This window comes from Anabaena azotica FACHB-119 (assembly GCF_014697625.1).
Lineage (GTDB): Bacteria > Cyanobacteriota > Cyanobacteriia > Cyanobacteriales > Nostocaceae > Trichormus > Trichormus azoticus_A.
Genome location: NZ_JACJSG010000004.1, coordinates 72,591 through 93,935 on the forward strand (window position 1 = coordinate 72,591; position 21,345 = coordinate 93,935).

Annotated in this window: 18 protein-coding genes; 4 read left to right on the forward strand and 14 right to left on the reverse strand. The window is 41.7% G+C overall.

Going from position 1 to position 21,345, the window contains the following annotated elements:
- Positions 1-58 precede the first annotated feature (58 nt).
- The 7 genes from H6G83_RS03875 to H6G83_RS03905 all read right to left on the reverse strand — a co-directional run bounded on the left by H6G83_RS03875 (position 59) and on the right by H6G83_RS03905 (position 8,828).
- A complete protein-coding gene (locus H6G83_RS03875; protein ID WP_190467236.1) occupies positions 59-1,645 on the reverse strand; it encodes a B12-binding domain-containing radical SAM protein in 1,587 nt (528 codons plus the stop codon).
- 189 nt (positions 1,646-1,834) lie between these two features.
- Positions 1,835-2,791: an NAD-dependent epimerase/dehydratase family protein gene (locus H6G83_RS03880; protein ID WP_190467238.1), complete on the reverse strand. Its 957-nt coding sequence runs from the start codon at positions 2,789-2,791 to the stop codon at positions 1,835-1,837.
- 52 nt (positions 2,792-2,843) lie between these two features.
- Positions 2,844-4,100 (reverse strand): RNA-guided endonuclease InsQ/TnpB family protein, encoded by a 1,257-nt coding sequence (locus tag H6G83_RS03885; protein ID WP_190467241.1) that lies wholly within the window; start codon positions 4,098-4,100, stop codon positions 2,844-2,846.
- 321 nt (positions 4,101-4,421) lie between these two features.
- Complete coding sequence (hemE, locus tag H6G83_RS03890) at positions 4,422-5,474, reverse strand: uroporphyrinogen decarboxylase (RefSeq protein ID WP_190467243.1); 1,053 nt, start codon at positions 5,472-5,474, stop codon at positions 4,422-4,424.
- 596 nt (positions 5,475-6,070) lie between these two features.
- Entirely contained in the window at positions 6,071-6,457 is a 387-nt protein-coding gene (locus tag H6G83_RS03895; RefSeq protein ID WP_190467245.1) for a DUF760 domain-containing protein, read from the reverse strand.
- A 437-nt stretch (positions 6,458-6,894) separates the two neighbouring features.
- A complete protein-coding gene (locus H6G83_RS03900; RefSeq protein ID WP_190467247.1) occupies positions 6,895-8,322 on the reverse strand; it encodes a site-specific integrase in 1,428 nt (475 codons plus the stop codon).
- Positions 8,323-8,372: 50 nt separating this feature from the next.
- A complete protein-coding gene (locus tag H6G83_RS03905) occupies positions 8,373-8,828 on the reverse strand; it encodes a TOBE domain-containing protein (protein WP_190467249.1) in 456 nt (151 codons plus the stop codon).
- Between the two features lie 98 nt (positions 8,829-8,926).
- Here H6G83_RS03905 and modA point away from each other — a divergent pair, with 98 nt between their 5' ends.
- From modA to H6G83_RS03920, 3 genes are all read left to right on the forward strand, one after another.
- Positions 8,927-9,724 (forward strand): molybdate ABC transporter substrate-binding protein, encoded by a 798-nt coding sequence (gene modA, locus H6G83_RS03910; protein WP_190467251.1) that lies wholly within the window; start codon positions 8,927-8,929, stop codon positions 9,722-9,724.
- A 375-nt stretch (positions 9,725-10,099) separates the two neighbouring features.
- The gene (locus H6G83_RS03915) at positions 10,100-10,591 is read left to right on the forward strand and encodes a hypothetical protein (RefSeq protein WP_190467253.1); all 492 of its coding nucleotides are present in this window, start codon (positions 10,100-10,102) and stop codon (positions 10,589-10,591) included.
- Between the two features lie 5 nt (positions 10,592-10,596).
- Positions 10,597-10,875 carry a hypothetical protein gene (locus H6G83_RS03920; protein ID WP_190467256.1) on the forward strand — a complete coding sequence of 93 codons (279 nt, stop codon included), beginning with the start codon at positions 10,597-10,599 and terminating at the stop codon, positions 10,873-10,875.
- 671 nt (positions 10,876-11,546) lie between these two features.
- On the opposite strand, the gene H6G83_RS03925 is transcribed toward H6G83_RS03920, so the two are convergent.
- The 3 genes from H6G83_RS03925 to H6G83_RS03935 form a co-directional block, all read right to left on the reverse strand.
- Entirely contained in the window at positions 11,547-11,921 is a 375-nt protein-coding gene (locus H6G83_RS03925; protein ID WP_190467259.1) for a hypothetical protein, read from the reverse strand.
- A 101-nt stretch (positions 11,922-12,022) separates the two neighbouring features.
- On the reverse strand, positions 12,023-12,772 hold the full coding sequence (locus tag H6G83_RS03930) for an SDR family oxidoreductase (RefSeq protein ID WP_190467263.1): 750 nt from the start codon (positions 12,770-12,772) through the stop codon (positions 12,023-12,025).
- Positions 12,773-13,092: 320 nt separating this feature from the next.
- Positions 13,093-13,581: a hypothetical protein gene (locus H6G83_RS03935; RefSeq protein ID WP_190467265.1), complete on the reverse strand. Its 489-nt coding sequence runs from the start codon at positions 13,579-13,581 to the stop codon at positions 13,093-13,095.
- Positions 13,582-13,741: 160 nt separating this feature from the next.
- On the opposite strand from H6G83_RS03935, the gene H6G83_RS03940 reads away from it, so the two are divergent.
- Positions 13,742-15,667 carry a serine/threonine protein kinase gene (locus H6G83_RS03940; protein ID WP_190467269.1) on the forward strand — a complete coding sequence of 642 codons (1,926 nt, stop codon included), beginning with the start codon at positions 13,742-13,744 and terminating at the stop codon, positions 15,665-15,667.
- 366 nt (positions 15,668-16,033) lie between these two features.
- Here the strand turns inward: H6G83_RS03940 and H6G83_RS03945 are convergent, their stop codons facing one another.
- From H6G83_RS03945 to alaS, 4 genes are all read right to left on the reverse strand, one after another.
- Positions 16,034-16,795: a hypothetical protein gene (locus H6G83_RS03945; RefSeq protein WP_190467273.1), complete on the reverse strand. Its 762-nt coding sequence runs from the start codon at positions 16,793-16,795 to the stop codon at positions 16,034-16,036.
- 7 nt (positions 16,796-16,802) lie between these two features.
- Positions 16,803-17,093, reverse strand: coding sequence for a hypothetical protein (locus H6G83_RS03950; protein WP_242044406.1), 291 nt, complete (start codon positions 17,091-17,093; stop codon positions 16,803-16,805).
- Between the two features lie 85 nt (positions 17,094-17,178).
- On the reverse strand, positions 17,179-18,291 hold the full coding sequence (locus tag H6G83_RS03955; RefSeq protein WP_190467285.1) for a hypothetical protein: 1,113 nt from the start codon (positions 18,289-18,291) through the stop codon (positions 17,179-17,181).
- 130 nt (positions 18,292-18,421) lie between these two features.
- The gene (alaS, locus tag H6G83_RS03960) at positions 18,422-21,175 is read right to left on the reverse strand and encodes an alanine--tRNA ligase (protein ID WP_190467288.1); all 2,754 of its coding nucleotides are present in this window, start codon (positions 21,173-21,175) and stop codon (positions 18,422-18,424) included.
- Positions 21,176-21,345: the final 170 nt, after the last annotated feature.

Sequence of the window (21,345 nt, forward strand, 5' to 3'; positions counted from 1 at the left end):
TTGGTAATTGGTAATTGGTAATTGGTTTTTACCATTACCAATTTACCTCACCGGCTACTTAACTAGCTACAGCTTCGGCTTTCGCTTCTACTGGTACATAAGGTTTTTCTGCACCTTGTGCTAAATATTTAGCTAGTTGTTTTTCAATTTCGTCGCGGACAATTTGGCGATATTCTAGAAAATGTTCGTTGTGGGCGCAGACAGCAATGTAATGTTCCACAACTCCAGGGTTATGCTTAAGGATGCTAAACAAGTGATGCCAGAATTTCCAACGGGTTTCGCGTTTGATACCTTGCCGCCAGATAACGATTAATAAGGCTTTAATTACTACCCATTCTGGCATTTTGAATGGTGTTTTGTAACGTGGCGCACCCAACATGAGGAAACAACGATAGGTGCGGTCTAAGTATTTTACAGGGTCATATAAACTACAGAACGCTTCAACATATTCCCTGGCAATATCTTCTAAAGGACGAGTGGCAATAAAGTTCATCAACGTTGTTTGGTTGATGTTACTTTCTATATTTTCCCGTAGTCTGCCTTCCTTCTTCAAGCGATGCCATAATGCTGTGTTGGGTAAGGCTTGTAACATGGCGAAGGTGGTGGAGGGGATACCGGCTTGTTCGGCAAAACGGACGATGCGATCGCCTGCACCTGCTTTTTCACCATCGAACCCAATAATAAACCCAGCCATTGGGCGTAACCCAGCCTTAATGATGGTTTGCACTGCATCTATTAAGGAGTTGCGGGTATTTTGAAACTTCTTCGTCAGTTGCAAGCTATCTTCATCGGGTGTTTCAATTCCCAAGAAAACGGCAGAAAAACCAGACTCTACCATTAAATCTAGTAATTCCTGGTCTTGCGCTAAGTCAACGGAAGCTTCAGTATCAAATTTGAAGGGATATTGATGTTCAACCATCCAAACTTTTAACTCTTTCAGCAACAATTTCACATTGCGCTTGTTACCGATAAAGTTGTCATCCACCATGAACACACCACGCCGCCAGCCTAACTCGTAGAGGTAATCTAACTCTGCTAATAACTGCGCTGGGGTTTTGGTACGTGGTTTGCGTCCGTAGAGAACGATGATGTCACAAAATTCGCACTGGAAAGGACAACCTCGCGAGAACTGTACTGACATCATGTCATAGGCATCTAATTCTAGTAAATCAAACCGGGGTATGGGTGTAGTCGTCACATCCGGCTTTTCGGCGGTGCGGAAAATACCCGAAGTTTCTCCTCGTTGCACTGCTTCCACAAACAGGGGTAGGGTGATTTCCCCTTCATCAAGAATGAGAAAATCTGCACCGACATTCTGCACATCGCTGGGTGTGGAGGTGGGATAAGGGCCACCGACGGCGACTAACTTACCACGGCGTTTTGCTTCTTGAATTTGTTCCAGTAAGTCTTGTTTCTGGACAATCATCGCAGAGAAGATGACGATATCAGCCCAAGCCCATTCTTCTTCGGTGACTGGGCGAATATTGCGATCTACTAGCTTAAACTCCCATTCTTGGGGCAATATTGCCGCTACTGTTACTAAACCCAAGGGTGGTAACAACACCTTGCGATCGACCAAAGCTAAAATCTTTTCGTATGACCAAAAGGTTTTGGGAAATATTGGATACACTAATAGGATTCGCATCTCGTCTCATTCCTCACGCTGTGATTGTATTCCCACGCTAACAAAAATAATTACTTATTGACTTTTTGTTAAATTTGCTTTAAGTTTACCGCAAATGCTTTTGTTTGGGATAAAAAATCTTCAAGCTACCTAAATTTTCCTTTAAATATCGCTATTATCCTTGGTAGGGGGTATAGAAATAATTTTAACTCAACTTTTATGACGCTCAACACCGCTAATTTTTAAAACATCGCTCATGGTTGCACAATAATTTGGCAAGCCGAAACTCTTAGGATTAATCACTGTGTCATAGGTGAAATGCCGATAGTTCATACAGAATCTATCCCAATCTGCCATTTGGATGCGAAATACAGCAATAATTATATTTGCTAATGATATGGATAGGGGGATGCGGAAATAAATCTTTTTGCTAAGATAAGCGCAAACTTGTTCTATTGCTTGGTTAGCTGTTAAACGTTTTTGTCCTAATACAAATTTACGCTGTGCAGCTTCTTGAGGGGGATTAACTATTAAATAGTTAACTACACTGGCAATATCTTTGCCGTGGATGAAGTGGAAACTGCCATCGGCTTGTAAGAAGCGAATTAAATTAATATATTTGGTAACTTCGGGAATGCCAGATGTGAGATGAGAGTATGGCTTTTTGGCATCGCCACCTAAAACTAAAGTGGGAAAAACAGTGGTGATTTTGGGTGCGATCGCTAGTTGTGGTATCTTCTGTAAACACTCATATTTCGAGCGAATATAATCTGTACCAATCTCCCCCGCTTCTTTGAGTGGTTGATTGTTGCTATCTAAAACACTGGCTGTAGAAAAATAAATGACTTGTTCACAACGGACTGGATCTAATAAATTTAGTAACTCTATAGTTTTAGATACATTAATATCAAATGTTTGCTCACCACCCCAAGCTGTTGCTGTCAGTACAGCTACATCAATTGTTGGTAGTAAATCAGCCAGTTGACTAATATTTTGCATATCACCCTGTAAGACGGTGATACCTGGACGAAATTGCGTATCAACTTGTAATTTATGGGTATTTCTTACTAATAAATATAGTTCGTAATCTGTTTCTTGAATTAAGCTTTCACTAATATAGTGACCAATACAGCCACTAGCACCTGTTACTAAAATTCGTTTTGTCATAGAAGGAGGCAGAAAGATATATTTTACTTGCCTGATTAAATCTTTACGTGAACTACCCACACTGAAGAGACGTTACAGTGTGGGCTTCCAACTTCACGGAAGATTGCCTCATCTTGGATTTGCGTCCGCGAATTGGTCTTACATCCTCTCCATTGGCGTTATCCTCCCCTGTCCCAGAGGAGGACAGCATTCTGATACCTTCCGCTCTAATATTTATCGCAGCATTACCGTCCCTGTCGTGATGAGTGCCGCAACTAGGACAAATCCAAGTTCTTGCATCTAGTAGCAACTCCGAAATCTGGTAATGACAATTAGAGCAAAGTTTGGAACTGGGGAACCATCGATTTATCTCTACCAAATTTCCACCACTACGCTCTAATTTGTAGCTGAGAAAGTTGACGAAGCTTCCCCATCCCGTATCAGATATTGCTTTTGCTAGTTTATGGTTACGAACCATGCCCTTGACGTTGAGATTTTCGACTACTACCACTTGATTATTGTCTACTATCTTTCTTGATAGTTTGTGTAGATAGTCTTGGCGGACATTACTAACCTGTTCGTATACCCTAGCGACGATCTTGTTAGCCTTTTTGCGACGATTACTACCTTTATTTTTTCTTGCAGCAATGCGTTGTTTTACGGCTAATTTCTTTTCATATTTAGATAGATGCCTTGGGTTGGGATATTTGGAAACTTTCTCGCCATCATAAGTGATTGCAAAATCCTTGATTCCTAAATCAATTCCAATAACTTTACCGTCATTACCTGTTGTAGGATAATCAACTTCTCCTGTCGGAGACGCTACGCGAACGTATTCCATCAGAACAGAAGCGTAGTATTTACCAGATGGGCATTTACTAACAGTTACAGTTTTGATCATCCCATCAAGAGGACGATGAATTTTTGCTTTAACAGTCCCTAGCTTACCAGGGAATTTCAAGGACTCATCAACCTGTTTGACTTTTTGTGGATATTGAATTGATTGACGGTGGTGTTTTGATTTGAACCTTGGGTATTTTGCTCTACCTTCAAAAAAGTTCTGATATGCACGGCTAAGGTTGAGACTCACAGATTGTAAAACTTGTGAATAACATTCTCCTAGCCATTCTGTTTCCTTTTCTTTTTTGAGCTTTGGCAACAAAGAATTTAACCCAGACTGAGACAAACCCTTGCCAGTTGCTTTATAGGTTTCAATACATTGATTCAACCCATAATTCCACCACCAACGCGCACAACCAAAGTGTTGAGCTAACACCTGAATTTGCTCATCTGTGGGATACAACCTGACTTTTACGGCTTGTCGTCTCATCTAGATTTCTCCAATTCTCGACCTATTACTATTATATACATATTGCAGTAACAACGTTCAAGAAATATTTGGCTACTCCGCACTACGTGCCGCTACGCGAACATATATCTCCTCTCTCGCCTTACGGCATTGGTCGGAGATACAATCGTCGCAGCCCGCCTTATATCCCACCACTGAGCGCGGAGTACACTGGGGAGCGTGGGGGACGAGGGCGCGATTCAGTTAAAAGTCAATAGTCTCTAATCCTCAGCCAATAGTTCCCAGCCAAAATACCAATGACTAATAACTATTGACTATTGACTATTGACTATTGACTATTGACTACACAAGCGCATTAAGTTGCTTGGCTGTTTCAAAGAAAAAGGCGACGTTTTCTTCTGGGGTGTCTGGTAGTACACCATGTCCAAGGTTGAGAATGTGACCCCAGTTTCCAGCTTTCTTGACGGTATCGATGATGCGATCGCGGATAAAATCTTTAGAGCCGTAAAGTACACCAGGGTCAAGATTACCTTGTACTTTCATCTGTTTACCTAATCTGGCTCTAGCATCAGCCATGTCTACTGTCCAGTCTACAGTGACGATATCAGCACCGGATTGTCCCATGCGTTCTAATACGCCTGCGCTACCACTAACTAGCAAAATCAAGGGTGTGTCAGGATGGGTTTGCTTGATTTGCTGAAATACTCGTCGCTGATAGGGTAGGGCAAAGGTGTCATAATCTTGGGGGCTGAGTTGTCCTGCCCAAGAATCGAACAATTGTACTACTTGAGCGCCGGAGTCGATTTGGTAACGGGCATAAACAGCGATCGCATCTGCTAATTTAGCTAGCAGTTGATGCAGAATTGTCGGGTCTGAGAATGCCAGATTTTTGATGATGGAATAGGTTTTAGAACCTTTACCTTCCACTGCATAGGCGGCTAGAGTCCAAGGCGCACCAACAAAGCCCAATACCGTTGATTTATCCCCTACTTCTTGGCGTAACGCCTGCAATATGGTTTTAATGAAGGGCATTGCCGCTTCTGGTTCTAGAGGACGCAGTGCATCAACTTGTGCTTGAGTGCGAATGGGGGCGTGAATGATGGGGCCTTTACCTTCCGCAATGTCCATTTCAATGCCCAAGGCTGGCAAGGGGGTGACAATATCGGAAAATAAAATTACTCCGTCTGGCTGGAAAGCTTTCCAAGGTTGCAGGGAAACTTCAATCGCCACGTCTGGAATTTCCGAGCGATCGCGAAACGAAGGGTACTTTTCCCTTAAATCCCGATATGCTTTCATATATCGTCCCGCTTGCCGCATCATCCACACGGGAGGACGATCTACAATTTCACCACGAGCAGCCCGTAAAAGGTGAGGAGCCGTTGAAGTAAGACCCATTTAACACTTCATCCTAAGTCACTTTTTTATGTCAATGTTTAGCTTATCATTCTGGGATTACGCTTTATCGAGGGGGTTGGGGATTGGGGACACTTCTTGAGCTTGAGTGCATCGCTGGGAATTGGGTTTTTACTTAGGAGTGAACACTTGCTAATTTTCAGACAAAAAGTAATAAAACTTTAAATTTAAATTTATACGCTGTAATAAGATGAATTAATGGCGATCGCTCAAAATAAATAGAGCCTGATTATTTTCCAGCAGTCTTAACAACCATACTGAAAATAAAAACTCCATCCCTTTATGGGTGGAGTTTTGTCAGTGGTCAGTGGTCAGTTGCAAAGACATATAAAAGCCACCCACCTGTGTATGGGGTATTAAACCAGATCAGGACTTACGCAACTGGCACATATAGTTAGGATGCGTCAGATGTGGAAAATCCCTTCATTTGTACGAAATTATTGGGTCTGACGCACCCTACAGTTAGTTTGATTATGACACTTGCGTAAGTCCTACAGATCCAAAACAACTACCAACTGACAACTAACAAATGACACCAGCAGTGTAATAAACAGACTCCCCTATTGTTTTTCTCCGATTTAGTAGTCCAAATCTCCATTTACCGGAGTTTCACCTGTTAAATGAAGGTGAGTTGAGGCTTCATTACTGGGAGGTAAAAATGATTTTTCCAACTCCAAGCGCTGTTCTACATTACGCAAGAAATACCCATCCACCATTGCCGAACCTAAAAGCTTACCCAACTCCTCACGACTGGTAGTAATATTTGTGTTAAATCCCTCATGAGGCAAATTACCCAAAGTTGCCACAACAGCACGTTGAATTAATTGCAAAACCTCTACTGAACAAGGTTTAGATAACTGTTTAACCGTTTGCGGACTCATCGCTTGCACATATTCCCACAGCCCATTATTGTTAAGTGCTTCACTAGCAAAATATTCTGGATGACGATGGGAATCATTACTCATGGTAACTATCTCAAATATTGCACAACTATCAATTAATTTAGCAATTGAATTTATATCTCTGAGTTCGCATAACCGAACTTTTAAAGACAGGTATCCTACTAAGGGACTTCCAACTAAAAAAATATACAATCACTTTGGTGAGCAGGGAGTGTAGGGGTGTAGGGGTGTAGATGAAGAAAAAAGTGTTGATTCTATATTTTGCTCTGGCGTTCATCGCGCCCATTGGGCGCTGACATCTTGCACTTCCCTTGTGGAAGCAGCTGACTATGCACTCCCCACCCTACGAAATCTGAGTACTGAGTCATGAGTGCTGTTAGCGGTAGCGGGGCGTTCAGCCCGTGGTAAAATTTCTTCCTCTGCGTTCCCAGTTCCCAATACCCAGTCCCCAGTCCCTACTCCCTAGCTATCACAATATCGTTAGAAGGGTATAAGGTAGGTTATTTAGTCTCTCTTTCAGCTAGCAACTTGTTAATTAGTTCTTGCTGCTTTTGCATTTGTTCCTGTTGTTGCCTTAACTGTTCCTTCAGTATGTCCAACTCTGTTTGTTGTGGCACTTCTGGGTTAACTCTTTCAGCAAATACGGCTACATCTTGATAATGTTTGTTGCTCACATCGATATTATGACCGCACCACTTACTTACAATCTTTTCATCAATTCCTAAGTCAAAAACAGCATGAGTAATAAATGAATGTCTAGTGTTGTAAGGTGATAGGTATTTAGTGAGTTTCCCTTGTTCTATTAACTGAGGAATTATCCCTTTTATCCTTGAAGATTCATTTCCGCTATATCTATTTCTAAATACTGCGTGATTTATTATTTTCCCCCCTTTACTTTTAAACACCACTTCGTTATCTTCACCTTGAGGAATTGATTTCAATAAATTCCATAACTCACCATCTTTAGGCATTGGAAATTTACGGATTAGCTCACCCTTATAACTTTTGTCATTTTTTAGTGGGTAGAATTTTTTTGTGGCATAGTCGTAAGTTCGTCTAATTAAAATTCTCTCTTTATTCCATTCAACATCAGACCACATAAATGCTATAGCTTCCCCAGTCCTACAACCCGTCAAGAACTTGAATTTGAAAAACCCATGCCATAAAGGGTATTTATCTTTAACAAAATCAAGTATTACCTGTACTTCATTCCAAGTGTAAGCTTTTGATTGGTCTAGTACATCATTATCAGTTTCTACTTCATTTTGTGTTTTACCTTTAGCACCTTTGGTTGTTATCTCATCACTTAAACCATCGTAGGGGTTATGAGTTAATAGTTTGTTTTTTATCCCTAATTGATGAGCTTTTGAGAGATTAGATAAAACTTGTTTAACCAATTTTAAATGTCTATTTTCTATCAACCAATTCCTGATTTTTAAGGCATCTTCTGATTTAGTAGCCTCAATTGCTGATTCAAGATAGTTCTTATATTGTCCTTGATACACTCTGCAATACACGCTCTCCCTTAACCCTGACTTTCTGTATTCACAGTACATATCCCAAACCTCCATCAGCGATAACTGGGGTTTAGGTGGTATTTCATCAGTGGTACTTATAGCAGCATCTCTTACTAATCTGAGCTTTGCCCTTAAACCGTATTCTTCGAGTATTTCTTGGTATCTGCCTAAATTGAATATGCCCTCATCAGTAGATAGCTTCCCTTCCTCCAACTCAAGCTGTAACCTACGCTGCAATTTTGCGGCTGTAGCTTCCCAATCGTCAGGGTTGATACCTGTTCCTAGCTTGATTTGTTTACCATCTGCAAAGTAACTGCGGGGGAAACAAGCCTTAATTCCCCCTGAGTCTGGACGTACAGTTACCTGACCCTTCTTAGCCTTACCTGTGGGTGTTTTTGCGCTGTTCACCATAATGCTCAATCAATGCTCAAATGTGGATGTTCAATAGCTGATGTATTGAACTAGTGGACATCCTCACAGCCTATCACAATATCGTTAGACTTAATTACCGCATAGGCTTCTGCACCCTCAGTCAGTTCTAACTCCTCGGCTGACATTCTCGTAATAATCGAGGTTAATTCAACTTTGTGAACAATTTCTAATGTCACCTCGCTGTTAACAGCTCCAGTGACAACTTTTTTGACAACTCCTTTGAGAATGTTACGAGAACTAACTTTTAATGGTCTTTTGGAACTGGTAACTTCCAGCTCAACAGTTTCAGTCGCTTCTTTTTCCACCTTCTGCGCCTGTTTGGTTGGTATTGATTTTGGCGGCGGTGGGGGTTGATTTAGTCCGCGCACAAGTTCCCGCAAAATCTCAGTTTTGGTGCGCTGAGACTGCTGACAAAACTCTTCTAGAATCTTGCGCTCCTCTTCTGATGTTTGAAAAGTGATCCATCCTTGTTCTTTTCTTGGCATAATGTTACCAATTAGGTTGGTACATATCGGAATTGTCTAAGTACGATCCTACCAAGCCGCCATCCTCTGAAGAAGAGTCTATCTAAACACGATTCTCTATGAAACGAAGAAACATTCTCGCCTTTATTGGTACAGCACTTGCTAGTTTGTTTTTAGTAGTGGGCTTACCATTTTTCCCACCTTCTCCTGTAGTAGCACAATCAAACGTTAGCCTACTGGTGTCTGCGGCTGCTAGTTTGAAAGATGCACTAGAAGAAATTAAGCCTCTCTATCAACAGAGTAAGCCGAATGTCAACATTAATTTTAACTTTGGTGCATCCGGTGCTTTGCAGCAGCAAATTGAACAAGGTGCGCCAACAGATATTTTTATATCTGCAGCCAAAAGACAAGTAGACGCTTTAGAACAGAAGAGGCTGCTTGTATCTGGTACAAGAAGTATCATAGCAAAGAACCGTCTAGTATTAATTGTGCCAAGGAATACAACTGGGATTACCAGCTTCTTCAACTTAAAAGATGAAAGCATTAAGCGAATTGCCATTGGTGAACCTAGAAGCGTTCCTGCTGGACAATACGCAGAACAAGTATTACAGAAGTTAAAGCTGTTACCTCAAATAAAGCCAAAACTAGTCTATGCTAACAATGTGCGTCAAGTTTTAGCTGCGGTAGAAAGTGGTAATGCTGACGCAGGCTTGGTTTACGCCACTGACGCAAAGATTTCTGACAAAGTAAAAACTGTAGTTGCTGCTGATGAAAAATACCACTCTGCCATTACTTATCCTTTAGCCGTAGTCAAAAGTAGCAGAAATGTTGAGGCGGCTAAGGACTTTGCCCAATACTTAGCTACTAACAGTCAAGTTAAGGCTGTGCTACGCAAATACGGGTTTCTTTTGCCTTAATAATATTTTTCTTCATTGTACGAGTGAGGGCTTAAGGTTGTAAGTCCTCACTTAATTTTTTTTGGGCAATCAAGTTTAACAATCTTGCCTTTTAGCATAGAAGTAATACTATACATAAAATGTTTATTGTTATTTAATTTTTCAGTATAAATGCTGCCATTTTATCTGAAAAATTTGGTTTTAAAATTTGTGAATTATCCTTGCATGAAAGCTGTGGAATTGAGAGATTATTCCTGTGCGGGGCGTAGCCCATCGCACAGGCACACAATTGTACAAAACTTCTGCAATTTGCCAGACAGTTTAATTAGATGAATAGATGGTAAACTTTTTTACTAATAAAATCTTTTACTCAAAAGTTCGTGAGAAAGGGTCTGTATGAAATTTCAGTCAGTATCAGTAACTATTGGTTTAAGCGTTCTCAGTCTATCAACCCCTTTATTTAGTTCACCGCGAGTTCTAGCTCAAGAAGTTGCAGCTTCCTGTCCTTTGCCAACAGAAATTGCTATTACTTTCCTTGATTCTAAATGTCAGGCAGTCACACTAGAACAACCTCAGACTTTTTATCGCTACTATAGTAGCAGTACAAATAAATACGGTAGATATTTAACTACAAACCAATATAAAACAAACGTAGAAGTAATTAGGAATCTAGCTCTCAATCAATCCTGGGGCAACAAAGCTACTACCATGCTAAAAGTGACATTACCAGCTGGCACAGTAGTTTATCAAGGCATTGTTGCCCCTCAAAATCCCTCACAATGTTACCCAGGGGGAGGTCAACAAACCTTCATTCAGGATACAAGAGATCCCAATATCAAATGGGTTGAGGGAGAAAATCTTATTGTCGAAGATTTCACCTGTCAATAAAATTCATGGAAACCAAGACCGAAACATTGCTCAAGCTCATAGAACAAGCGCTGAACATAGCAGAACAGATGCGTCCTGAACTAGCAAACCCAGAGCGTTTAAATAATGTGGTTAGAGTCCTGCAATCAATCAGAACTAAGACCTTAATTGGTCAACTTGAACCATCAGTAGGAACCTCAACTTTTGGGTTAGCGCGTGAAGTCGCTGATTGGGTTGAACCTCTAGATTCGCCCTTATTAAAAGTTGTGGGCGCAATTGAAGAATATTATCAAACTAATTTCTAGAGTAGCTTGGCAAGGCTAAAATGTGGCAATAGATTGAGAAAAGATTGAACGCAGTTAACAATTCAAAATTCGCGCATTCAAAATTCGCGCATTAAAGACATTTTGCCTACGGCACGCTACGCGAACAGTTGGGGTTTAAATCCCCAACTGAAAATTTGCTACGTACAGACGTAGGGGTCTTTAACCCTCGGAATTACGATAAACGCAGATAAACGCAGATGGGTGGGGGCGCACAGATGTCAAGTCGCTTCTCTACGAGACGCTACGCGAACGCTCCAATTCAAAATTCACGCATTGCAATCCCCATAAATAAATTTAGGCGGCTCAAGACAAGGATTTTTTTGCCTTGTGCTTACGCATCTCGGCAAAATTGTTTCTACATTGTCCATAAATAAATTTAGGGGCTTGTATCCTTTTCAACTTCGGTCAAAATCTCTGCTACAACACTAGAAATCAGAACTTATAAATTTTTCTTTTTCTGTATGAAACCACCCTGCTTATGATTTCGTAGGGTGGGGAGTGCATCCCCACTAGCTTCCACAAGGGAGGTGCAAGATGTCAGTACCCAAAATATGCTATGAATAGTAAAACTCTTGTGGGATGGGACGAACAGCCTGCCCTTATTTAACCCACTCAGATGAAATGTGCTGTAGGTGTTGTCTGTTCCCTTTTCAATTTTTCTGACAAGCTTGCTGCATTAAAATCCGGTTATTTTTATACACCTCCAAAGTTCCAGACTGCCTGTTATCCAAAGTGCCATCCCACACCCAATATTCATAGATTCCATTGCGGAACTTATACACTCGAACACCTTCTGTTGCTTGACTAGTTCCTTTACCCAAACTTAAATTACCATTGCGACTGGTCGAGCGATAGAGCAGTTCATTGGATCTATAATTCCGCCAAATATTGACATTGTAGCCATTTTGACATTTCATGCTGAGGACGATTCCCGCAGTAGAATCAGCAGAGGCGCTTAAGGGGTTAGCTAAAACACTGGTTACTAGACCAAGGAGCAATGCGGATTTTTTCAGTATTGAGGTCATTGTTTTTAAGATAAGTAAAACTTTGGGGGAAATCGAATATCAGTCAGCTAGGGCGTGAATTACTCAATGAACCCGCCCCTACAACTGTTGACTGTTCACTGTTAAATCTGTGCCATACCACCATCGACAAACAGCTCAATGCCATTCACAAAGCTACTGTCATCTGAAGCCAAAAAGACAACGGCTTTGGCAATTTCATCGGGTGTACCTACTCTTCCCATAGGAATTTTTCTGGCTTGAGTATCCACAAACTCTTGCAGTTGCTCATCATTCAGTCCCAAGAGATTGTAAGCAGGAGTAGGCACAACACCAGGGCTGATAACATTAACACGGATTTTGCGCTCTTTGAGGTCGATTGTCCAATTACGGGCAAACGATCGCACGGCAGCTTTGGTAGCACTGTAAACGCTGAAGGCTGGCGTGGCTTTGATAGAACTAGTTGAGGCGTTCAGAATGATAGAAGCGCCCTCTGGCAACAAAGGCAATGCCTTCTGTACGGTGAACAGCAGACCTTTGACGTTAATGTTGAACATTTTGTCAAAATGTTCTTCGGTAATTGAGCCGAGTGGGACAACTTCTGCACCGCCAGCATTGGCGAATAGCACATCCAGGTGTCCTTGCTCTTGCTTGATGGTAGCAAACAGGCGATCAAGGTCTGCCAAATTAGAAACATCGCTCTGAATACCTGTGATATTTTCAGCGATCGCGTTCACTGCGGCATCCAGTTCCGCTAGGCGACGACCTGTAATGTATACATAAGCACCTTCTGCAACAAAGCGCTTGGCAGTAGCAAGACCGATGCCGCTAGTACCACCAGTGATCAGAGCAACTTTTCCGTCTAATTTTTTCATGATGAGTTCTTTAATTGTTTATGATGTTTGCTAATTCATAGCATTATTGTCAGAGCGTATTGGGGAGCTTGGGCGATCGCCTGACGAATATCTGCATCCGTGACATAATCGTAGGTAATAACCCTGCTTCCCCCTTCCCCTTTCCTCTTAAGGGCAGGTTTTTCATAAAGTAATCAGTGAGGACTATAAGATTCAGTAAATTATCAGACTTTCATCTACCCCTACACCCTAAAATCAGTGTTTTTGGGTCGAAGTGTAAAAAACCTGCCCTTGAAAGCTTCCCCTTTCCCCCTTTCCCCTTCCCCCCTGATCGCAATTTTTTAACCTTCTGGTAAACTGGCAAACACTTGCTCAACTAATTCCTTCGTCTTATCTTCCAATCGCTGCCAATCAACCTCACCTGCGTCATCAATTAAGCTAGTATCGATATCAACAGCATCACGATCAGAGTTGTAATCAAGAAAACATACTTGATAACAGAGTTCCCACAGATCAACACTCACAGTTTGCTCTTGACGTTGCAAGCATAAATGATATCCTGGGTGGGGCATTGGCAATTGTGCCAACCTGTCTCTGATAGCCTCAGCCTGTTCAAAGGTCGCAGACTCCATTTCTTGCAATAACTGCGTCACCAAAGCTTTTGTCTCATCAGTGGTGTTAGGCGGCCAAATCAGTACATCTTGGTAAGTTCCTTTCCAAGCAGACTCATCCAACTGCTTGCGGAGATTATCAATAACGCGAATAAAAGCAGGCTGCATGAGGAGTTCAGCCTGCTGCCATGTAACTTGGTTGGTTATTTTGGGTGGCATTGGTAAAAAGGCACTAAAAGAAAAATTTACAGTCTGTGTATATTAAAAAGAATGCTTATTTAGTTCAAATCTTTTATCAAGATAGCGGATTTCTCGGAAAAAAAATTGGAGATATTTATTACTATCGGGAGATTTTCGGTAATAATTCTGGGGAAGGAATATGATTGGCAAACTACTAGATCACAGATACCAAGTAATTAGAGTCCTGGCTACGGGAGGATTCGGTCAAACCTACATTGCCCAAGATACTCGACGGCCCGGCAACCCTACTTGTGTTGTCAAGCACCTCCAGCCAGCCACTTCTGACCCCAGAGTTTTTGAGACAGCCAAACGCTTATTTAACAGTGAAGCCGAGACTTTAGAAAATTTGGGGCATCATGACCAAATACCCAGACTATTGGCGTATTTCGACGAAAATCAAGAATTTTATCTAGTACAAGAGTTTATTGACGGACATACGCTGACAGAAGAACTCATCCCTGGTAATCGTTGGAGTGAAAGCCAAGTCATTCAATTATTACAAGAAGTTTTGGGTATTTTAGAGTTTGTCCATAACCAAGGTGTAATTCACCGGGATATCAAGCCAGATAACCTCATCCGCCGCCAGGCTGATAATAAATTAGTGTTGGTAGATTTTGGGGCGGTAAAACAATTACGTACCCAAATGGTGACAGTTGTTGGTCAACCTACTGCTACAGTAGTTATTGGCACTCCAGGCTATATGTCTACCGAACAAGGGCAAGGTAAACCCCGTCCTAACAGCGATATTTATGCTTTGGGAATTATCGCTATTCAAGCTTTGACTGGTTTATCACCCACAGAGTTACAAGAAGACCCCCAAACCGGGGAATTGATTTGGCGGCATTTGGTGAATGTCAGTGAAAGGCTGGCGGTAGTCTTAAATAAAATGGTGCGCTATCACTTTAAAGACCGCTACCAAACCGCCACAGAAGCATTACAAGCCTTACAAGCAGCGATTAATCCTGTGCCGGTAGCTGTCTCATCCCCATCGGCAAAATCTCTCAACCATTCCACCTATCAACCGGCTAAACCATCATCGCCTGTATCTCGCCAACAAACTGTAGCCGTTGCACCAGCCAACCCAGTTGTTAACCCACCAGCACGTAAAGACTCTAGCAAATCTGACCCATTACCCCTATTAATTGGCATCGTCCTAGCAGGCGGTGCGGCAGCTTTGGTAGCTAATTTCTACCCCAATGTGCGAAATTTTGCTGCTAATGTTTTAAGTAATAATACCAACAGCAATAAATGCTTGGCTGTGGTATCTGGTAATTCTAATATCCGTTCTGAACCTAGTTCAATTAATACTGATACGGTTTTGCAAACCCTTGGTGTAAATACTAGCTATGAGGTAACGGGTAGACGGACGAAACGCGGTTGGGTAGAACTCAAACTTAACTCTGGTCGTTTAGCTTGGGCGCACTCAGGTGTAATTACTAATAATTCACAGTGGACTGCTTGCTTGCGCGATCGCGGCATTGCTATAAAAACAGTAGATGATAGTAGCCTAATTGCTGCTAGACCCGAACCCAAACCCCAACCAAGGTCAGAAACTATTATTCAGCCAGCGCCAGAAGCGGAAAGTTCGCCTGACTCGCAGCCCACCAAACAAGCGCAACCGCCAGTAGATAGTAGCAAAATTATCGAACAAGCCAGGAAGAGGTATGAATCAGGGGATTTGGTGGGTGCGATCGCTATGCTAAGATCAATCCCAGCAAATGCTTCTGCTGGCATTAAAGAAACAGCCGCCATGATTAACCAATGGCAGCAAGATTGGCAAAAAGCCGACGCTTTATTTAATGATATAAATAAAGCTTTGGATGATGGTCAATGGGACAAAGTTTTAGAATACAGAGACCATCCCGAAAAGTTACCTAATATTAAATACTGGCGAGATAAGTTAGAACCTGTATTTAAAGAAGCCGCCGAAAATGTAGCTAAACAAGCCATCCCCAAAACGGAAAATCAAGGGGAAAATCATACCCAACAGGAAACTCCAAATACAGAGGAACCATCTGCGAATGAAACACCTAGTTCTCAAGAAGTTCCCCAGGGTGGCTATTAATTTGTATAAGTAGGGCGGGCAAGATGCCCACCCCACAAGAATTTAATTTAATTTCAATATGCAAATTAGATGTTTTTCAGCTTATTGCTCTTTTTGGTGGGCATTGCCCACCATACTACAGATATTTTAAGTATTCGATTATAAATTACCAATTAGTATCAGGTCTTTTTATATCTGCTTTTATCTGAGGAAATACGCGATAAGTATTTAAATTCATTTGCGAATTACTAGCTGTTTGTGCTTCTGCCATTTCTATCAAGTTATATTTTACGTCTTCTGGATAAATTGCAAATATAATGTTATATGACTCGATAAAATTAATTATTTATTTGCATTCATCCACTGATTTATTGCTATTTCAACATATTAAGTATCAGTTTCATATAAAGTTTTTAAATGAGCAGGTAAATCTATTTCTTGAAACTGTTCCGCAGGAGTAGTAGGAAGTCCGCTTAATTCTGATAAATCTCTAATTTTTCTAATTAATATTTCAATTAAACTTCCATTCTTAGTTAATTCAGATAAATCTTCCTTGTCTAAGACAACTACAATTTTATTTGTTCTGGCATGGAAAATTATCTGGCGCAGTCTACAATCACTAACTGCTCTTTGTCTGGTACTACCTCGTTTAGGAAATCCTGATGCCCCATTTAATGTAACAAAAATTCCAAGACCTGCACCTCTTAAATTATGCTCCATTATACTGCATAATCTAGCAAATTGCTTATCTGGTAAGGGTGAGTTTGTCGCCTTTGCTTCAATTACTATATCTCTCTGCTCCCAGTCAAGATATAAAGTTTTACAGACCCCCTTCCAGTAAAGATCATCTCCACTTACTAACAAATCATATTGAGGCCCTGCGGACTGAAAACTCTTGATAGTTTGAACACCTTTTAGTCCTTTAAAGGATAAAAGTACAATCTGTTCCAAGAGTTTGCCTGCATCCTGGGTTTGTTTGGGTGTTGGCTTGTCTGATTGTATATATATATTAAGTTCGTTTAAATATTGACAAAGTTGTGCATCTGCTTTATGCAGGTAAGAAGCTAATTTATTTAATGCTGGATTTCCTGATTCCAAGGAATCCATCGCATTAATAATCAATTCCACAAGATCGTCCTGACTTTGCATGAATCAATCAAACAAATTTAATTGGTTGTTTAGATATAGCCATAAGATCAAACGATAACTCATCATAAGTTTCGACAACGCTCTCGCAATTGGGACAAGTCCAAGGTAAATTAGGAAACCCTATACCATAAGGTATTGCATCTATAGGTACATCTGGCTCACAATTATGATATATGAGCAGCTTCATTTCACAGATGCCTTTAGATTCCAGGTCTGCTAAGAGTGCCAGAGCATCAGAGTATTCTATACCTAATTGCACAGCAAGTTGATGCGGCATTACGTTGGTCGATGCCTTCATAAAATACTTGCTCAGTTCCGCTTTTTGATTTTCAGATAAGAAGCCCAAATGACTCTTGTGGATGAAGCTAGTCATGACCTTAGCCTTAAAGTCCAAGTTCTCTCAGCAGAAATTCAAGAACGGACGTACTACCACCATAATACCCTGAATAGCACTTGAGATGCTGAAGAGAATCTTGTGTTGTAGAGTTAGGTTTTAGTCCAAAATAGCAGTGTGCCTTAAGAAGACGCTTAATTTTAACTTTTTTTAACTCGTCTATCTCCATTTCAGCCTGCGATAATTCCTGATCCAGTTGAAACTCATAAGATTTAGTTCCCCATTTCTGAACCAAAGTTAATAAAATAGCTTCTTCAGCATCATGAATTTTTTCTGGATCACCTACTAAACCAAGTTTATCTAAAACCGAATTAGCTAATTTCTCTGAAAGAGCTTGTAATCCTTTAACATCAATCTCCTGAACTCCTGCACTATGAGCATTGATAGCTAGTCCAGATGCTTCCGCTCTAATACGTAAATGTCGCCATTTATACGGAGAATGATTGAGATATTTATCCCACATATCATGCAAAACAAGCTTATGAAGGTTGGGATAACTCCATTGCACTCGGCAATGTTCAGCCAATTCGTCAAAAAACACAGGAATATGATGCCAGAAAGGAAATTGAGAGGGTTCTATACGTTCACTTGTTATTGAACTAAAGGTAAAACCATTCCAAGATAAAGCTACATAATCTTGTGCTAACTCAGCAATAACAGACCAGCGAATATAACGCTCATCGGTTTGACTAGCATCTCCCGAACCTCGACGCACATAATCAACAATTCTACGAGTTCTGATATACCATTTCTTATTAGGTTGATTCGGTTCGTGAATTGGCCCATACCAACCTTCATTACCAAATTCTTGTAACAAAGATGCAGCAGAATTTAGTTGTGGTGTAACAGTGCAAGCACCTTTTTTCAAGCTTAACCATGTTCTCGACTGTTTCACATATGCTAGTAATATTTCATCTGCAGTAAGCTTACCTGCTTCAAGTGCATTGACTATATTTAATGCTAATTCACCTTTTTTAGCTCGACTTGCTCCAGATGAAATAAGTTGGAGGGTTTCAACAGTAAACTCACTACTAGATAAAAATTTCTCACAAAATTCCCTACCCGGAGAAAACCCTTGATCAACAAAAGCGTTAATACTCATAAACTATTGCTCAAAATATTGTGTCCATGCACTTAAAAGGTGGTTAAAAGAAGAGCATAGCAAAAAGTATATACGCCTAAGCAATTAATAGTAGGGCAGGAAACATACCTGCCCCCTAAAAAAACAAAACTTAACCCAAAGCGGAGTTTAACTCGCTCTGTGCTTGTTCCAAGGCTGCTGGTAATTGACTCGCATCGCGTCCACCGGCTTGGGCGAGGTTTGGTCTACCGCCGCCGCCACCACCGCAAATTTTGGCGATCGCACCAATAAATTTCCCCGCCTGTAAGCCTTTCTTGTTGACTTCTGGGCTAAAAGCTGCTACTAAGCTCACTTTGTCGGCTTCGGGAACGGAACCCAGTACCACCGCACCGTTACCAATTTTCTGTAATAGGCGTTCGGCTGCACTTTTCAATGATTCCGGGTCAACGCCTTCTAACTGGGCGACTATTATCTTATGGTCGCCTACAGTTGCGGCTGTTTGCAGTAGGCTGTCAGATTTGGCGATCGCTAGTTGCGATTTCAGATTTTCCAGTTGCTTCTCTGCTGTTCTCAGTTCGTTTTGCAGTGTGGTGATTCTCTCTGGTAGTTCTTCGGGTTTGACTTTAAAGCGATCGCTTAAATCCTTAACTACTTTATCCCGCACATTCAAATAATCCAACACAGCCGGGCCGGAAACCGCCTCAATTCGCCGCACACCAGAAGCAACGCCAGCTTCAGAAATAATCTTGAATACGCCAATTTCCGCCGTATTGCTGACGTGTGTACCACCGCACAGTTCCATCGACACACCAGGGAAATCTATCACCCGCACTTCATCACCATATTTTTCGCCAAACATGGCTACTGCACCTCTAGCTTTAGCCTCAGCTAAGGGTAATATTTTAATATTAGCAGAATGGGCTTCCGCAATCCAGGTGTTAATTTGTTCTTCGACTTGTTGAATTTCCTCTGTTGTCAAGGCGCGGGGACAGTTGAAGTCAAAGCGCAATCTATCGAAGGATACCAAAGAACCAGCTTGTGATATCCCCTCATCAACGAATTTCTTCAACGCTGCTTGTAATAGGTGGGTGGCGGTGTGGTTGGCTTGGGCGCGACGACGACATGAGCGGTCAATTTGGGCGCTGACATTATCGCCTACGCGCAGAGTTCCCCGTTCAATGCGTCCGAAGTGGACAAAGAAATCTGATTCTTTCTTGACATCTTCCACCCGCAAGACAAGACCATCGCCGGAGATATAACCGCGATCGCCTATTTGTCCACCAGACTCAGCATAAAATGGCGTTTTGTCAAGTACCACTTGTACATCTGTTCCCGCTTCGGCTTCCTCTTGGGAAACACCACCCACTAACAACACTTCCACCTTCGCTGTCGCCGCCGATTGTTTATAACCGATAAACTCAGTAGCGTGGATATGTTCGGCGAGTTTGTCGAGGGAACCTTGCACAGTTAAGTCGATGGTTTCGTGGGCAGATTGAGAACGTTTTCGCTGTTCTTCCATTGCCTCATTGAAACCCTTAACATCAATGGTTAAACCATTTTCTTCTGCAATTTCTTGGGTTAGTTCTAAGGGAAAGCCATAGGTATCATACAGGGTAAACGCTTCATATCCACTAATCCGATATGCGTCTTCAGCATTAATAGGAGACATACCAGAAGGTTTCTTATTTTTGATTTCCATTAATAGAGCATTAGCTTCAGCATCTATTGGCGAAACCATTGAAGATGAAGATTTTGGCACATCTACTTTTTTGCTGTTAATGATAGCAGCTAGGAGTTTTTCACCCCTATCCAGGGTTTTGAGGAAATTTGCTTCTTCCCTGGCGAGTTCCGCCTTGATTGCGGCTTCTCGTTGGCGGACGTTGGGGTATGCTGATTCAGAAAGAGCGATCGCAGTTTCCGCAACTTGGTTAATAAACTCCCCAGTAATCCCAATCAAGCGTCCATGACGCACCACCCGCCGAATTAATCGCCGCAACACGTAACCCCGCCCCACGTTGGAAGCGCGGATCTCATCAGCAATCATGTGAACCACGGAACGGACATGATCACCGATAACTTTTAGGGAAACTTTGGTATTTTCGTCGCTGCTGTGGTAGTCAATCCCTGCGATTTTTGCTGCTGTTTCGATAATGGGGAAAATTAGGTCTGTTTCGTAATTATTCGGTACTTGTTGCAGAATTTGGGTGATTCTCTCCAAGCCCATCCCCGTATCGATGTTTTTGTTTTGCAGTGGTGTTAAGTTACCCGACGCATCCCGATTGTACTGCATGAATACCAAGTTATAGAACTCGATAAACCGGGTATCGTCTTCTAAATCTATATTCTCATCACCCCGTTCTGGGTGAAAATCATAATAAATTTCCGAACAAGGGCCACAGGGGCCAGTGGGGCCAGATACCCAAAAGTTATCATCTGCACCCATGCGCTTGATTCTCGCTTCTGAGACACCAATTTGGTCGCGCCAAATGGCGTAGGCTTCATCATCATCTTCAAAGACGCTGACGACTAAGCGTTCCTTGGGTAAACCAAACACTTCTGTGGAAATTTCCCAACCCCAGGCGATCGCTTGTTCTTTAAAATAATCACCAAAGCTGAAATTACCCAGCATTTCAAAGAAAGTTTGGTGGCGTTTGGTGCGTCCGACATTTTCGATATCGTTGGTACGGATACACTTTTGCGAAGTTGTCGCCCGTTTAAATTCTGGTGTGCGCTGTCCCAGGAAGATAGGCTTAAATGGTAGCATCCCCGCGATCGTCAGCAGCACGGTGGGATCTTCTGGTACTAGGGAAGCACTTGGTAAAATCTGGTGTCCCCTTTGAGCGTAGAAGTTGAGGAATAGAGAACGAATTTCGTGACCGCTAAGGTGCTGGGGGTTTGAAGACATGGGAGGAAAGTAAAAAGTAGTTTAATTATATTTACTTTATAAATGACCTCTGAACTCAACGTAATAACCAATCGCTGATTTTCTAAGAAATCACCCTAATTGTTTGGTCTGACTTTTCACGGCATCTAGAAGACCTCACTTCCATTCCTCTCTCCTACAAGGAGAGAGGC

Excerpts from the sequence above, each read along its gene's own strand:
- hemE (WP_190467243.1), bottom strand. The coding sequence starts at position 5,474 with ATGGGTCTTACTTCAACGGCTCCTCACCTTTTACGGGCTGCTCGTGGT.
- H6G83_RS03915 (WP_190467253.1), top strand. The coding sequence starts at position 10,100 with ATGAAATTTCAGTCAGTATCAGTAACTATTGGTTTAAGCGTTCTCAGT.
- H6G83_RS03940 (WP_190467269.1), top strand. The coding sequence starts at position 13,742 with ATGATTGGCAAACTACTAGATCACAGATACCAAGTAATTAGAGTCCTG.
- H6G83_RS03880 (WP_190467238.1), bottom strand. The coding sequence starts at position 2,791 with ATGACAAAACGAATTTTAGTAACAGGTGCTAGTGGCTGTATTGGTCAC.
- H6G83_RS03925 (WP_190467259.1), bottom strand. The coding sequence starts at position 11,921 with ATGACCTCAATACTGAAAAAATCCGCATTGCTCCTTGGTCTAGTAACC.
- H6G83_RS03905 (WP_190467249.1), bottom strand. The coding sequence starts at position 8,828 with ATGCCAAGAAAAGAACAAGGATGGATCACTTTTCAAACATCAGAAGAG.
- H6G83_RS03885 (WP_190467241.1), bottom strand. The coding sequence starts at position 4,100 with ATGAGACGACAAGCCGTAAAAGTCAGGTTGTATCCCACAGATGAGCAA.
- H6G83_RS03950 (WP_242044406.1), bottom strand. The coding sequence starts at position 17,093 with ATGAAGGCATCGACCAACGTAATGCCGCATCAACTTGCTGTGCAATTA.
- H6G83_RS03955 (WP_190467285.1), bottom strand. The coding sequence starts at position 18,291 with ATGAGTATTAACGCTTTTGTTGATCAAGGGTTTTCTCCGGGTAGGGAA.
- H6G83_RS03920 (WP_190467256.1), top strand. The coding sequence starts at position 10,597 with ATGGAAACCAAGACCGAAACATTGCTCAAGCTCATAGAACAAGCGCTG.
- H6G83_RS03875 (WP_190467236.1), bottom strand. The coding sequence starts at position 1,645 with ATGCGAATCCTATTAGTGTATCCAATATTTCCCAAAACCTTTTGGTCA.
- H6G83_RS03930 (WP_190467263.1), bottom strand. The coding sequence starts at position 12,772 with ATGAAAAAATTAGACGGAAAAGTTGCTCTGATCACTGGTGGTACTAGC.
- modA (WP_190467251.1), top strand. The coding sequence starts at position 8,927 with ATGAAACGAAGAAACATTCTCGCCTTTATTGGTACAGCACTTGCTAGT.
- alaS (WP_190467288.1), bottom strand. The coding sequence starts at position 21,175 with ATGTCTTCAAACCCCCAGCACCTTAGCGGTCACGAAATTCGTTCTCTA.
- H6G83_RS03945 (WP_190467273.1), bottom strand. The coding sequence starts at position 16,795 with ATGCAAAGTCAGGACGATCTTGTGGAATTGATTATTAATGCGATGGAT.
- H6G83_RS03935 (WP_190467265.1), bottom strand. The coding sequence starts at position 13,581 with ATGCCACCCAAAATAACCAACCAAGTTACATGGCAGCAGGCTGAACTC.
- H6G83_RS03895 (WP_190467245.1), bottom strand. The coding sequence starts at position 6,457 with ATGAGTAATGATTCCCATCGTCATCCAGAATATTTTGCTAGTGAAGCA.
- H6G83_RS03900 (WP_190467247.1), bottom strand. The coding sequence starts at position 8,322 with ATGGTGAACAGCGCAAAAACACCCACAGGTAAGGCTAAGAAGGGTCAG.